The organism is Clostridium sp. chh4-2 (genome assembly GCF_002899675.1).
GTDB lineage: Bacteria > Bacillota > Clostridia > Lachnospirales > Lachnospiraceae > CHH4-2.
Genome location: NZ_PKUU01000014.1, coordinates 151,606 through 165,887, shown reverse-complemented (window position 1 = coordinate 165,887; position 14,282 = coordinate 151,606). Strand labels below are relative to the sequence as shown.

The following is a 14,282-nucleotide window of genomic DNA, read 5'->3' as shown; positions in this document are numbered from 1 at the left end:
GCGGACATGATAAGAGATAGGGGCTGCAAACGATCCCCTATCTCTTATCATGTCCGCCGCCCGCCCAGGTTCCCCCTTCTTTCCGGCGTTTCTTCCGAAACTAAATAAAGATTTGTAATTCCGCCATTTTATTTCATTTTGGGTTTGAATAGGATTGATCCCAGATAACCAAAAATTAAAGCCCCTGCAATTCCAGCTGAGCTGGAAGTAAATCCGCCTTTAAATACCCCTAAAAATCCGTCCTCTGCTATCGCTTCTTTAACGCCTTTCCACAAGGTATTGCCAAATCCCAAAAGCGGCACTGTCGCTCCTGCTCCGCCCCATTCGGCAAATGGCTCATATAAGCCAACTGCTCCCAAAATGGTTCCCGTCACTACAAGCATTACCATGATGCGGCCGGGCATCAATTTTGTTTTATCCATGAGAATCTGGACCAGCGCGCAGATTACGCCGCCTACCAGAAATGCTTTTACAAACTCCATTTTCCACGTTCCTTTCTCTCTTATAATCTGTCAGACAAGTAATACTACAGCTGTTCAATCACCACGCCCTGTGCAATGCCGGGAATGCTCTGGCCTTCGTTAAAGCTGACTGTGGACAGCAGCGCTCCCGTCGGCACAAATAAAACCCGTTTCCATGTGCCGGACTTGATTTTAGGCAGTATATAGGCGCATAAAGTTACGGCAGAACAGCCGCAGCCGCTTCCGCCGGCATGGGTATCCTGTGTTTCTGCATCATAGATTTCGATTCCGCAGTCCATATGGCGTTCCGTAAGATCGATTCCATCCTGTTTCATGAAGTCCAGAAGGATTTTCCGTCCTACTTCACCCAGGTCTCCGGTTATAATCTTGTCGTAATATCCTGCGTCCCTGTCAAAATCCTCCAGATTCTGCTTGATGGTATGGTAAGCTGCCATGGCCATGGCGGCCCCCATGTTCATGGAATCCTTGCTTCCCATATCCACCATACGGCCAGTGGTAATTCCTGTAATTTTAGCCATTCCATCCTTTTTCTGTTTGGTTAAAACAGCGGCTCCGCAGCCGGTCACTGTCCAGGTTGCGGAATACGGTCGCTGATTTCCATATCCAAGAGGAAAGCGGAACTGTTTTTCGGCTGTTGCGAAATGGCTGGAAGCCATGGAAAGCACCTGGTCCGCATATCCTGCATTTACCGCCATCGCTCCCAGCTGAAGCGCTTCACCCATGGTAGAACAGGCGCCGTACAGTCCGAAAAGCGGTATTTCCATATCCACGGTTCCAAATGATGTGGCTATTAACTGGCCTAACAGATCCCCTGCGAACAGATAGCGGATATCACGTTTTCTGTAACCGCCCTTTTCAAGGGTCAGTTCTGCAGTCTGTTTTTGAAGAGCGCTCTCCGCCTCTTCCCATGTGTTAGCGCCAAACATGGCATCCTGCTCCACCACATCGAATAATTTGCCCAGAGGTCCTTCTCCCTCTTTTTTGCCTGCAATCGATGCCACACTGCCTATTACGGGTTCATTTTCAAAATATAAGCTGGCTTTTCCCTTTTGCATTTCTTTCCCTCCTGTCCTGTTTTTTCCTATGCTCCGACCACGCCCATAGCCTGTAAGATCCAATAGATAACGCCCAATATCCAGGAACTCAAGATTCCGTACAGAATGACAGGGCCGGCAATTGTGAAAATCTTGCATCCGATTCCGAACACCTGGCCTTCCGCTTTGAATTCGATGGCGGGCGCAACCACTGAATTGGCAAACCCGGTGATGGGAACAAGAGCCCCGGCACCTGCGAATTTAACGATTTTGGGGTACAGATTTAATCCGGTCAAAATGACGCTGGAACCGATCAGAATCAGCAGCGTCCAGGCCGCAGAAGTTTCTTTATCCATTCCCCTTCCCATTAAAAATGTGGTTATGGCCTGTCCGATCACACAGATAATGCCGCCAACTAAGAACGCCTTGCACATGTCCAGCCATACATTATGCGTCGGAGTGATTTCCTTCACGTATTTATCAAATGCCTGTTTATTCACTTCCATAAAAATACCTCCTGTGTATTTGTTATCATCCCATTCCGCGGGAGAAATAGATCAGAGATCCGGTCAGTTTTCCAACTCCCAATGCCAGTATGATATATTGGATTCCCACGGCCAGGTGGATTCTACGGTTCATAACCGGAACCGCCTTCAGGGTTTCGGCCAGAGACATGACCAGACATCCTACAAACACTCCCACACAAAAGCCGAAGATTCCGAGAAAAAGCTTTCCTCCCATCAGCACCGGATATTCATAAAGGTCTGCCAGATTCCCTAAAATACCGCCCAAGATAATGGTCGTTTCATATAGAAATATGTGCTGGTTCGTCTGCGTTTTTCCGATCAAACGGGGAAATACCCCGATAATTGCTAAAAAGGCGAAAACGCCTGCTGCCACAACTCCCCCGGCGCACAGGCCGATAAATCCCATGATACAGTTTTTAAGAAACATCGATACCGGACTCCTTTCTTCCGTCATTTTGGATCAGAGTCTTGCTGATATTATCCTCGTACAAGCGCATTTCCACTTCCAGCGGCGTGGGGTCTGTGTTGATCTTAAATTTGGCAAAATGATTGAAGAATACGATGATACCGAATGCCAATCCAACCGAATAGGTCAGTTCAAGAACCGTAAAACCGCTTGATTCCATTCCGGTTATGATCTTATAGACCTCTTTAAACACGTCTCCCACGCTGACGTCATTATTAAATGTCATGATGGCAAAGGCCGCGCCGGAAAAGCTGACCGCACAGACGAACAGGGTTTTAATCCACTGCCACAGACGGCGGTCCGGCCTTGGATGCTGGTAATCGATGATGAATTCTGTTTCACCGATATTGTTGACCTGGATTGTGGAATCTAAATCGGTGATCTTTTGGATCACGTCAATGGTCTGCATCACATACCGCTTATCCCGATCTTCTTTGATTGACTTGATCTTCAGCGCATTGCATTTGCTGGTCACGGAATCGTCCGGGCTGTAAAGCGTTGCAACATCTTTTAATTTCACATCCTTATCGTGAACTTCTGTGATCTGGCTGATATTCAGATATAAAACTTTGGACATATTTCCATCCCCCTTACCAGTGTTCCTTCCATTACAGGATCACCGCCTGTTCCAAACATAAGAAACCAAATTACGGATAAAATAATAAGCAGGCAAACGACCAACGCCAGAATGCCTGCTTTATGCTTCAAAAATTCCATAAATACTCACATCCTTTTTTTGTTCTATGAGTATTATGTCTTTCCGCCTTAATTTTATGCTTATAACCGTTCACGCATTTTTTTCAGAATCCTTTTTTCCAGCCTGGAAACCTGAACCTGGGAAATGTTCAAATCCTGGGCAATCCGGCTCTGGGTCTGGTTATAATAGTATCTCCGGATAATAATTTCCTGCTCCTGTTCTCCAAGAATTGACAGAAGATCCTTTAATACCATATTGTTTAAAATCTGCTCCTGCGCTATATTTTCCTCCATCAGTTTATCAATCAGATAAATATTGCTTTCATCATTTTTATTGACTGTTTTATAAAGGGATTCCACTTCCGCCCCCGCCTCAATAGATGCGGCCACTTCTTCACGGCTGGCCCCGATCTGCTGAGCAATTTCGTCAATCGTAGGATCTCTGCCCAGAGAAAATGCCAGGCTTTCCCTTGTGCATTTCACCTTTGCCCCCATTTCCTTTAAAGAGCGGCTCACCTTAATCATGCCGTCGTCTCTGAGGAACCGTTTAATCTCCCCAGTAATCATCGGAACCGCATAGGTGGAAAATTTCACCTCAAAGGAGGTGTCAAATTTATCGATGGCTTTCATTAAACCAATGCATCCTATCTGGAACAGATCTTCCAGCTCGTAACCTCTTCCCGCAAAACGCCTCACAATGCTCCAGATCAAACCTACGTTTCCGAGCACCAGATTGTCTCTTGCGTTCTTATCTCCTTCGTGAGCCATATGAATCAGATTCATGGTCTCATCCATAGATATCACCCGCCGATTTTCTTTTTCATAGTGACAGATGTACCCTGCCCTAATACTGATTCCACCAAAACTTCATCCATAAATGCTTCCATGAATGAAAAACCCATTCCAGACCGCTCTCCGGTCTTATCTGAGGTGTACATTGGTTCCATTGCCTGTTTCACATTGCAGATTCCGATTCCGTCGTCCTTTATAACCAGGGTCAGGGTATCATGATCTATCTCTGCCCTGATATGTATGATCCCCTCCTTCCCCCGGTATCCATGGATCACCGCATTGGTGACCGCCTCGGATACCGCTGTTTTCACATCGTCGATTTCCTCCAACGTGGGATTCAAACGGCTCATAAACACCGCAATCACGACTCTGGCAAACTCTTCATTTTTAGACAGGCTTTCTATCTCCATCTGAAATCTTTCCACTTGCTCCATTTTCGCCAACTCTCCTTCCTTAACCTGCGATCGCAGCTTCTTTCGTCTCGTAATTTTTCACCAGTTTGATAATGCCTCCTACGGTCAGAATCCTGATCACCTGAAGTCTTGCCCCGTAGATGGTGATGTGGCCCCCGCTCCGTTCCATCTGCTTATACCGGTTTAACAGCACCCCGATTCCTGAAGAATCCATAAATTCCGTTTTTGTAAAATCAAACACCACCTTTGTGATATAATTTTCCGACAGAAGCAAATCCGTCTCATACTTCAGATTTCTGCAGTTGTGATGATCCAGTTCTTTCGGAAGGTGCACAATCAGCACCTGCCCTTTCGCTTCATAGGTAAAACTCTGTTCCGTCATATTCATGCCCCGCTTTCCTTTCTTCCCATATTTCTACAAAAATTGCAGTAAAAAAAGAACACTGCAAAAGATTTTATCTTCTGTAGTGTTCTTTCTTTTTAATAACCTCTTTCTGTTTTGGCCTGTTCCGCCAAATCCGAATTGGAGTAATTCATAATCACTTGTCCAAACAGCTGGTTGGCATTCTCCATATCACCCATGGCCTTATAAATCACCGCCATATTAAAGATAACCTGCGGATTATCCGGGTGAATAACCAGACTCTTATGATAATAATCCAGCGCCTCCGTCTGTCTTCCTGCCGCCGCCGACTGTTCTCCCAGTTTTTGAAGCTCCTGGTAGCCGTTGGCATCCATATCCGCCTTGATCTCCCCAATCACCGCCTGTACGGACGCATCCGTAATGACGGAAGGGTCCAGGTCCGCATACAGCTTTACAGCCGTTGTAAAATCATCGGTTTTATAAGCCTGCAGGATTCCGATCAGGGTCTGGTACTGGTTCAAAATCCCTCCGTTATCATTCATAACTGTTTGAAGGGCAGCTTCCGCGTCGTCTTTTAGCTTCTTATATTCTTCCACTGTGCTTTCCATCTTGGTGATTTCCAGATTCTTACTGTTAATCTGTTCCAGATAGACCTGCATCTCCTTGTTATGCTCAATGTTGATGGCCTTGGTGCTGGCCGGCATAATCAGGAAGAATATGACCGCAGTTCCCAGACAAAGCCCCACCAAAATGTTGATAATGGTCTGCCATCCCGTATTTTCCTTATATGTTGGAGGAATGATGATATCGTCGTCCTGCATCTGCCTGTGGGAAAATGCATTCTTTAATTTCTTTTTCTCAATCTCCGCCCGTCCCGTATTCGCCTTAACAATGGACATATACCACAGGGCCTTCGGATTGTTTTTATCAATCTGCAAAACCCGGAACAGCGACTTTCCGGCCTTCGTATAATCGGAATGCGCCATATACAATAAGGCTAACAAAAGGTGCGCCTTTAAGAAGTTAGGATTGATCTCCACAACCCTTGTGAGCTGCAGCACTGCCAGATCGTCGCTTCCCGTTTGGGCGTGCCATAACGCCTGATTGTACTTTTTCACATTCTGGCTTGCCGTCTCCAGCCGCCCCGGCTTTCTCTGCAGTTCGTCCAGATACCGGTCCGCCCGGTTTTTTTCCGGCTGGATATTCATGCTGATCACCCATTGAACCAATGCGTCAGCCGTTTCCCCAATCTCATAATAGATGAGCCCGAGAAGATTTCTGGCATCCGTATGGGCTTTATTAAAATGCAGGCTTCTCTTCAGGCAGTCGGCAGCGCCTGTCAAATCTCGTATCTTCGCCTTTTCCAGCCCCAGGTTATAATAGCTATTGGCAACCTGGCGGCATTTTTTTCTATAGTCCATCCTGTTTCCGCCTATTCCTTTAATTCTTTCAGCATCTCCATCATGATATCGCTCATATCAGTTAAATCGCTTTTTACAATTGCATCTTCCACTTCTTCCACGTCCAAACTCGGTTTGAAACGGGCGATTTCCTCTTCAAAGTTAATCATATTACCTCTCATTCCGCCGCTGAGGGCGGCCGTTTAATCCCTTTGATTATTTAAATGTTACACTCCGGTCTGCCTGAAAGCACTGCCTTGATCTCTCCGATCAAATAGAGCGATCCCACGCAAAACAACAGCTCCCCGTCCTTTTTATGGGAAATTGCCTGCGCAAATGCATCTCTCACATTGCCTGCATCCGTGACCCGGCTGATTCCATTGCTGCAAAACAGCTCTGACAGCAGTTCCGTATTCAAAGCCCTTTTACTGTCCATATGAGCCAGAAAAACTCGTTTTATAGGCAAAGACTTACAAAGAGCTTCCACCATACCGCAGTAATCCTTGTCCGCCACAACTCCGAATAAAAGACTGCATTCCATGCCCTTGTCCTGAATAATCTGAGATGCCGCTTCGATAAACGCCGCAATTCCTCCCGGATTATGGGCTCCGTCCAGATAGATATCAGGCATCACCTGTTCCATCCTTCCCGGCCATCTCATGTTGCCAATTCCTTCCTTTAATATGGAACGGTTTAAAGGCTCCGGCAAAAGAACCTGCAGCGCCTTACAGGCCAAAGCCGCATTCATCCGCTGATAAGGCGCCGGATAAACGGCTTCCACATCCAGGTCATCCGCACAAACAGGATAACTGGGCGAATTCATCAGAGCCGCCCTTTTCTCAATCACAGCCGATGCCTCCGGCACGCTGCTGTCATAGATCACCGGCACATTCGCCTTAATAATTCCCGCCTTCTCCCCTGCGATCAGTTCAATGGTTCCGCCTAAATATTCCGTGTGTTCCAGGCTGATGGAGGTAATAATACAGGCCTCAGGCCGTCTCACAATATTAGTAGTGTCCAGCCTGCCTCCCAGCCCGGTTTCCAGAATCAGATAATCAACCCGGTTCTCCCTGAATATGCAAAGCCCCATGAGAAAAAGGAATTCAAAAAACGTGGGGTGGCAGTACCCGTCTTCCATCATCTGCCGGGTAACCTGATAAACCCGCTCAAACGCTTTCTGAAATCCGGCCTTGTCCACCATGATTCCATCTAACAGAAACCGTTCCCGGATATCAATCAAATGAGGGGATATGAAAGTTCCCGTATGATATCCGGCCTGTCCGAGAATTGAAGTCAGATAAGCGCAGACAGAACCTTTTCCATTAGTTCCCGCCACATGGATGATCTTCATACCCTCATCCGGATTTCCCAGCTTTTCGGCGAATCTCCTCACATCATCCAGAGAATTCTTCTTTTTTGTCCATAAAGGTATATTAAGCAGATACTCTTCCGCCTTAATCTCTTTCATCGTTTTCCTCATTCTCACATCATTTTACTTATGGTATGTCTGTCTTTCCTATCTATTATAATATAAAACACCTAAGTTGCAACAAAATTCTTTCGTGGGGAATCGACAAAACAGGCAGTCTGTTTATGATCTTTCCTCCTTTACCGCTTCAAGCGCCGCCCCGGTGGCATGAATGGCCGCAGTGTCAAACAGAGGAACATTCGTATCCTGCTGCCTGACTAAAAGCCCGATCTCCGTACAGCCCAGAATCATGCCTTGGGCTCCTTCAGCCGACAGGCGGTCTATGATCTCCACAAACCTCTTTCTGGATTCCTCTGAAATGATTCCCAGGCACAGTTCCTGATAAATCACCGTATTGACAATTTCCATATCCTCATCACAAGGTATGATCACGCGAATCCCGTTCTGAATCAGTTTATCTTTATAAAAGTCCTGCTGCATCGTATATTTTGTGCCGAGCAGTCCTACCGTATGTATTTCCTGTTCTATAAGCTTCTTAGCCGCAGCTTCCGCAATATGGAGAATTGGTATCTGAATCTTTTTCTGAATCTGTGGAACCACCTTATGCATGGTATTGGTGCAGATCACGATGAAATCAGCCCCTGCCTTTTCAAGGTTTTCAGCCGCATCACCCAGAATTTCACCGCTCCTTTCCCAGTCTCCGCCCGCCTGGCATTCCTCAATTTCCTGAAAGTCGACGCTGTACAGCAGGCATTTGGCGGAGTGGAGCCCGCCCAGTTTTTCCTTTACCACCTCATTTATGATCTGATAATACGTCACTGTGCTTTCCCAGCTCATGCCCCCGATCAATCCGATTGTCTTCATCCTTTATTCCTCCCTGCAAATTCCATTTCCGTACACGGCCAGTACTCATTACCGATCCGGAAAGCCTTATCATTGGTATAAAGAGGTACGAATCCCACAGACCTGTAACACTCAAAGGCGATGGGATTGTTGGTAAATACTCCAAGAGTTACCTTATCCGCTCTCAGGATATCCAGTGAATACCGGACCGCCAGACGGATCATCTCTTTTCCATATCCCCGTCCCCGTTTCGAATCATCCACAACCACAAATCCGAGACGGATTACCTTTTTTCTGTTATCCGTAAATCTCATGATAAAATGCCCCACAGGCACTCCGGCATCATCCATAGCCGTCATTTCCCAGAAGGAATCATTATAAGCTTCCTTCCCGTAAAATTCATTCAGCTTATCTTCTGTCAGCGGATAACAGCCGTCAAAACGGTTGGCCGACCACTGATGAAAGGATCTCTCATCCTTGATCCAGGTCACGATATCCCGCGCATCACACGCCTTATATGGTCTTAATCTGAGCATTCTGTCTCCCCTTTAAGTAAATGAAATCGGCAATACCTTTATAATATGATATTGCCGATTTCCGCTTATATTACCGAAGCTGCGCCAGACGTTCCTTAACCTGTTCCATCATCTGCGTATACTTCTCCAACTTTTCCTTTTCCTCTGCGATCTTAGCTTCCGGCGCCTTGCTCACAAAGCGTTCATTGTTCAGCATGCCGTTTACACGGGACAGCTCCTTATTCAAACGCTCCTCTTCTTTTTCCAGACGCTCGATCTCTTTTCCGATATCAACCAGCTCTGCAAACGGCATATAGATCGCCGCCTGAGGAACCACTGCGGACACCGCGTCGTCTGCAATGCCATCTTTATCCTTCTGCAGGTAAACATCGCTTGCATAGCCCAGCGTTGCAAAGAATACCTTGCTGTGCTCAAAGATGTCTAAAATCTCCTGTTTCTCAGAAACCACATAAACCTTTGCCTTCTTGCTCGGAGGCACATTCATGGATGTACGGACATTTCTGATGGCACGCACTGCTTCTTTAATCGTTTCCACAGCCGTTTCTTCCTGCACGAAATTCCACTCTTCCTTGAATACCGGCCACTCTGAGATCATGATGGATTCCTCTCCATCCTGCAGATTACAGAAGATCTCTTCCGTAATAAACGGCATATATGGATGAAGCAGCTTCAGGGAATTGATCAAAACTGTTTTCAGGGTCCAGATGGCTGCCGCCTTGGTGATATCTTCATCATTCCACAGTCTCGGTTTTACCATCTCGATATACCAGTCGCAGAATTCCTCCCAGATAAAGTCGTAAACCTTCTGAAGAGCGATTCCCAATTCGTATTTATCCAGGTTTTCCGTTACATCTTTAGTCAGCGTATTAACTTTGGAGAGAATCCATCTGTCCGCCATGGTAAGGTCATCCAGGGAAACCTGATTAACAGGAGCCTTTTCGATGTTCATCATGATGAAACGTGAAGCATTCCAAACCTTATTGGCAAAGTTTCTGCTGGCCTCCACTCTCTCCCAATAGAACCGCATATCATTGCCGGGCGCATTGCCTGTAATCAAGGTCATTCGAAGCGCGTCGGCACCGTATTTATCGATTACTTCCAGCGGATCGATGCCGTTTCCAAGGGATTTGCTCATCTTGCGTCCCTGGGAATCGCGAACCAGACCATGAATGAGAACCGTATGGAACGGGCATTTACCGGTCTGTTCAATTCCTGAGAATACCATTCTGATAACCCAGAAGAAGATGATATCATATCCGGTTACCAGCACGTCGGTCGGATAGAAATATTCCAGTTCCGGTGTCTTTTCCGGCCAGCCCAATGTGGAAAACGGCCATAAAGCGGAAGAAAACCAGGTATCCAATGTATCTTCATCCTGCTTTAAATTGGTGCAGCCGCATTTCGGGCAGGCATGGGGAGCCTCTTTTGAAACCACGATTTCCCCGCATTCCTGACAGTAATAAGCAGGAATTCTGTGTCCCCACCAGAGCTGACGGGAGATACACCAGTCACGGATTCCTTCCAGCCAATGAAGATAAGTCTTTCCAAAGCTTTCAGGCACAAATTTCAATTCGCCGGTTTTCAACGCTTCGATCGCCGGTTTTGCCATCTCTTCCATCTTAACAAACCACTGCTGTTTTACCATCGGTTCAACCGTTGTTTTACAGCGGTCATGAGTTCCTACGTTATGGGAGTGGGGAACAACCTTTACAAGCAGCCCCTGAGCCTCCAGATCGGCCACCATGGCCTTTCTGGCCTCATAACGGTCCATCCCATCGTATTTGCTTCCCGGAAGGTTAATGGTGGCATCGTCATGGAGGATACAGATCTCTTCCAGATTGTGACGTTTTCCCACTTCAAAGTCATTCGGGTCATGCGCAGGAGTGATCTTTACGCATCCCGTTCCAAATTCCTTATCCACATATGCATCCGCCACTACAGGAATCTCCCTGTCCGTAAGAGGCAGCTTTAACATCTTTCCAATCAAGTCTTTATAGCGGTCATCATCCGGATTAACAGCCACCGCAGTATCGCCAAGCAGTGTTTCCGGCCTGGTTGTTGCGATCTCTACAAAACGCCCCTCTTCTCCCACGATCGGATAATTGATGTGCCAGAAGAAACCGTTCTGCTCCTCATGCTCAACTTCCGCATCGGAAATGGAAGTCTGGCACACCGGACACCAGTTAATAATCCTGGAACCTTTGTAAATATATCCTTTTTCATATAATTTAATAAATACTTCCTGTACCGCCTCAGAACATCCCTCATCCATAGTGAACCGTTCTCTGTCCCAATCAGCGGATGATCCCAGCTTATGCAGCTGCTTTACAATACGGCTGCCATATTCTTCCTTCCACTCCCAAGCCTTCTCCAAAAATCCCTCGCGGCCCAAATCATGTTTATCAATGCCCTGGCTCTTTAACTTATCAATTACCTTTACTTCCGTAGCGATGGCCGCATGATCAGTTCCCGGCTGCCAAAGAGCTTCAAATCCCTGCATTCTCTTATAACGGATCAGAATATCCTGCATGGTATTATCCAAAGCATGACCCATATGCAGCTGGCCTGTAATATTAGGCGGCGGCATAACGATTGTAAATGGTTTCTTATCCTTATTTACCTGTGCGTGGAAATACTTATGATCCAGCCATTTCTGATATAGTTTTTCTTCGATTTCCGAAGGGTTATATGTTTTCTCCAGTTCTTTCATCGTATACTCCTTTTCATTTTTTTATGTTAAGGGTGAAGGCATTTTCGAAAATGCCTTCACCCTTGATGTAAGAAAGAATCCCGCAAGCGGGATTCTCCGCCTGCGGCGGGTCGCTTCAGCGACATTATACCTCACCGCTGCAGTGCGATCCTGCCCGGAGGGCTTTTTTATGTCATAGGACGAACTTTCCTATGATATAAAAAAGCCCCTTGTACAGTTTCCTGTACAAAGGGCGAAAATCCGCGGTACCACCTTTATTCTGCCAAATATCCGGCAATCTCATAAGTCCTTTAACGATGACCAGTCGAAAATGCCTACCTCCTGCACTCCAGCACAGCCTCTCAGCACTCCAGCTCCAAAGCTACTTCCACCCGCACTATCCCCAAACCGCCTTCCAGCCAATGAACGGTTCTCTCTGTCAGGGTCACGCATGTACTCCTCTTCTTCCAAGCTTTTCCATCTATTATGTTCTAATGCTATTATCATAGTGGGTTTAAATTATTTTGTCAAGGCTTAATTTCTGCCCTAAGCCATGCTGCGGTATTCCTGTTTCCATGCCTGAACCATCTGAGCGGCCCCCGCCATCCTCTTGATGGGGTCCTTCTTAAACAGTTCATTCAAATCCTCAATCTTATCCGACTCCGAAGCAATTTCACGTGCCTGGCTAATTCTGGCATCCCACTGGCGCGCCATCTCATCCGTCACCAAGGACTGAAACCTCTCTCCCAGCACAAGGGCCGAATCCATCTTTGTCAGAAAATAAAGCTTTTGTATAATGCTTATGTCCTTTAAAAACCCGTAAGACATTTTATAAGCTTCAAATGCTTTTGAAAATTGGAATACCCTTGCATAAGCAGTTCCCAGGTTGTTATAAATCTTACCTGAAAATCCATCCCCCATTTCCTTCAGCTCCGGGTCCTCCAGCATCTTTTTATAAACTGCAATGGCCTTTCCGTACTGGCCGCAGGCAAACAGATAATCGGCTTTGTTCTTCTGGTAGTCCATCGGCTTCATCTTCCTGATGGTCTGAATCTGCTGGCGCAGCTTTCCGATCTCAACCGTGGTATAATAGTCACATTCCTGAAGAATGATTAACAGCATATCATCCGGATTCTCACCGCTCTTCTTCCAGCGGTCCAGCTTTAAAGCCGTAAATCCCATATCCAGCTCATCCCTGATAAATGCGATCAAAGGCTCATCCACAAAGTCATCCAGAACCAGCATCAAATGATTATAGATCACATAACACAGTTCCTGGGACGAATAGATATGAATCCCAAGATTTTCTATGTAATACGGATGTTTTACCGGTTCCTGCCGGCATAAGATTAAACTCATATCATAACCTCTTGTCTGATGGTGGCATCGGTGGCCGGATACAGCTCACCAAACCCTTTATCCTTAATCACAACCGCCATGGTATTCCTGTCCAGAAATCCAATGCTGACCGAAACCCTGGTAGTTCTGGCCGGCCGTTCAGGGAATCCTTCAAGCGGAATGCGTATCAGCTTCTTCTTTTTCGGGTCCTGGGGCGTAATCATAAATTCAATGGCATTTTGACTGTCCGTAATAAAATCCATGGTGCTCTTGCATTCGTACCAGTTATCCCCGGCAGATGCAACCACCAACTGCCCCTCTTTATCCCGGTGAAAAATGTTGACCGACACCGTGGCTTCCAGCCTTCCTTCACAGATAAAAATGTAAGGATAAGAAGTCTTTTCCTGTCCGTAATCCGCCGCCTTATAAGCCGCTCCTTTGGCAAATACACTGCTCTCCCCATAGACACGGCGTTTGGTGCAGATCATCTTCATAAATTCCACAGCCCAGTCCTGGGTCTCAAATCCTTTGCCGGTCAGAAAAATGGAGGAGAACAGCTTTTTCTGAAGAAGCCTGTCCCCGCAGGCGCATAAAATCTTATCCGCCAGTTTCCCTCCTGCACTGCTGGAAAGGATGTCCAGGCTGAACCCCTCGTCCAGATCCTCATATTCAGCGATAACCGTAGTCTGACGAAGCCCACGCTGAACCTTCAATTCGTAATATCTTAAATACTCTTCCGACAGGTCAAACATGCCCACCTGGTTGCTCCACACTTCCCGCTTCTGGCTCAGGATATAATAGATAAATCCCTCCGTATGGCTGATCACATGCAGTTTCTTTCTCGGAATACCTAAAAAATCAGCACATTGAAGCAATGCGTCAATTAATTTGGCATCCACTTTTCTCAGTGCGATAACAAGCTGTTCAACCGGAGCCTTTTCATGCTTTTCCAGCGGAAGTTCCAGCACTTTTTTTAAATATTGTTTTAAGAGGTCAAGTCCCTCGTATCGGATTCCTCCAATGGTTGCCGTACCGTCCTTTTTTACAAGGCTTAAAAGTTTATCGACAATGGTTCCTTCCCCGATCAGCGTAAAACCATATGCGTCTTCACCGACACACCACTCTTCTTCATTTTTTTTCCTGCAGATCACAGTCGGTATTGTAAAAGCCTGCTCGTCTCCATAACAACAGATCTGCGTGTAAGTGTCACATAAATCCAGTCCTATTATCAGTCCGTCCATAGACAGCCCCCTTATTTAAATATCCTGTAATT

At 46.4% G+C, this 14,282-nt stretch carries 17 protein-coding genes; all 17 read right to left on the bottom strand.

Features of this window, described 5'->3' with window-relative positions; genetic code table 11:
* Positions 1–128 precede the first annotated feature (128 nt).
* On the bottom strand, positions 129–482 hold the full coding sequence (gene spoVAE / locus C0033_RS15850) for a stage V sporulation protein AE (protein ID WP_103228861.1): 354 nt from the start codon (positions 480–482) through the stop codon (positions 129–131).
* A 44-nt stretch (positions 483–526) separates the two neighbouring features.
* Positions 527–1,537, bottom strand: coding sequence for a stage V sporulation protein AD (locus C0033_RS15845; RefSeq protein WP_103228860.1), 1,011 nt, complete (start codon positions 1,535–1,537; stop codon positions 527–529).
* A 26-nt stretch (positions 1,538–1,563) separates the two neighbouring features.
* Positions 1,564–2,022, bottom strand: a complete 459-nt coding sequence (locus C0033_RS15840) for a SpoVA/SpoVAEb family sporulation membrane protein (RefSeq protein ID WP_103228859.1) — start codon at positions 2,020–2,022, stop codon at positions 1,564–1,566.
* A 25-nt stretch (positions 2,023–2,047) separates the two neighbouring features.
* Positions 2,048–2,470 carry a stage V sporulation protein AB gene (locus C0033_RS15835; protein WP_103228858.1) on the bottom strand — a complete coding sequence of 141 codons (423 nt, stop codon included), beginning with the start codon at positions 2,468–2,470 and terminating at the stop codon, positions 2,048–2,050.
* Entirely contained in the window at positions 2,460–3,086 is a 627-nt protein-coding gene (locus C0033_RS15830; protein WP_103228857.1) for a stage V sporulation protein AA, read from the bottom strand. Before C0033_RS15830 ends, C0033_RS15835 begins: the two co-directional genes overlap by 11 nt.
* The gene (locus tag C0033_RS27120) at positions 3,065–3,226 is read right to left on the bottom strand and encodes a hypothetical protein (protein WP_180994766.1); all 162 of its coding nucleotides are present in this window, start codon (positions 3,224–3,226) and stop codon (positions 3,065–3,067) included. Before C0033_RS27120 ends, C0033_RS15830 begins: the two co-directional genes overlap by 22 nt.
* Before the next feature lie 60 nt (positions 3,227–3,286).
* A complete protein-coding gene (sigF, locus tag C0033_RS15825) occupies positions 3,287–4,000 on the bottom strand; it encodes an RNA polymerase sporulation sigma factor SigF (protein ID WP_242984519.1) in 714 nt (237 codons plus the stop codon).
* A gap of 5 nt (positions 4,001–4,005) precedes the next feature.
* Entirely contained in the window at positions 4,006–4,431 is a 426-nt protein-coding gene (spoIIAB, locus tag C0033_RS15820; protein WP_103228855.1) for an anti-sigma F factor, read from the bottom strand.
* A 19-nt stretch (positions 4,432–4,450) separates the two neighbouring features.
* Positions 4,451–4,792, bottom strand: a complete 342-nt coding sequence (locus C0033_RS15815) for an anti-sigma factor antagonist (protein ID WP_103228868.1) — start codon at positions 4,790–4,792, stop codon at positions 4,451–4,453.
* Between the two features lie 98 nt (positions 4,793–4,890).
* Positions 4,891–6,195: a tetratricopeptide repeat protein gene (locus C0033_RS15810; RefSeq protein WP_103228854.1), complete on the bottom strand. Its 1,305-nt coding sequence runs from the start codon at positions 6,193–6,195 to the stop codon at positions 4,891–4,893.
* An 11-nt stretch (positions 6,196–6,206) separates the two neighbouring features.
* Complete coding sequence (locus tag C0033_RS27115; RefSeq protein WP_180994765.1) at positions 6,207–6,344, bottom strand: hypothetical protein; 138 nt, start codon at positions 6,342–6,344, stop codon at positions 6,207–6,209.
* A 50-nt stretch (positions 6,345–6,394) separates the two neighbouring features.
* The gene (locus C0033_RS15805) at positions 6,395–7,642 is read right to left on the bottom strand and encodes a folylpolyglutamate synthase/dihydrofolate synthase family protein (RefSeq protein ID WP_103228853.1); all 1,248 of its coding nucleotides are present in this window, start codon (positions 7,640–7,642) and stop codon (positions 6,395–6,397) included.
* 123 nt (positions 7,643–7,765) lie between these two features.
* Positions 7,766–8,467, bottom strand: a complete 702-nt coding sequence (locus C0033_RS15800; RefSeq protein ID WP_103228852.1) for an aspartate/glutamate racemase family protein — start codon at positions 8,465–8,467, stop codon at positions 7,766–7,768.
* Positions 8,464–8,982 (bottom strand): GNAT family protein, encoded by a 519-nt coding sequence (locus tag C0033_RS15795; RefSeq protein ID WP_103228851.1) that lies wholly within the window; start codon positions 8,980–8,982, stop codon positions 8,464–8,466. The genes C0033_RS15800 and C0033_RS15795 overlap by 4 nt, the downstream gene beginning before the upstream one ends.
* 70 nt (positions 8,983–9,052) lie before the next feature.
* Complete coding sequence (locus tag C0033_RS15790) at positions 9,053–11,692, bottom strand: valine--tRNA ligase (protein WP_103228850.1); 2,640 nt, start codon at positions 11,690–11,692, stop codon at positions 9,053–9,055.
* Positions 11,693–12,217: 525 nt separating this feature from the next.
* Positions 12,218–13,030, bottom strand: a complete 813-nt coding sequence (locus C0033_RS15785; protein WP_103228849.1) for a hypothetical protein — start codon at positions 13,028–13,030, stop codon at positions 12,218–12,220.
* Positions 13,027–14,250, bottom strand: coding sequence for a DUF5716 family protein (locus C0033_RS15780; RefSeq protein ID WP_103228848.1), 1,224 nt, complete (start codon positions 14,248–14,250; stop codon positions 13,027–13,029). The genes C0033_RS15785 and C0033_RS15780 overlap by 4 nt, the downstream gene beginning before the upstream one ends.
* Between the last annotated feature and the right edge of the window lie 32 nt (positions 14,251–14,282).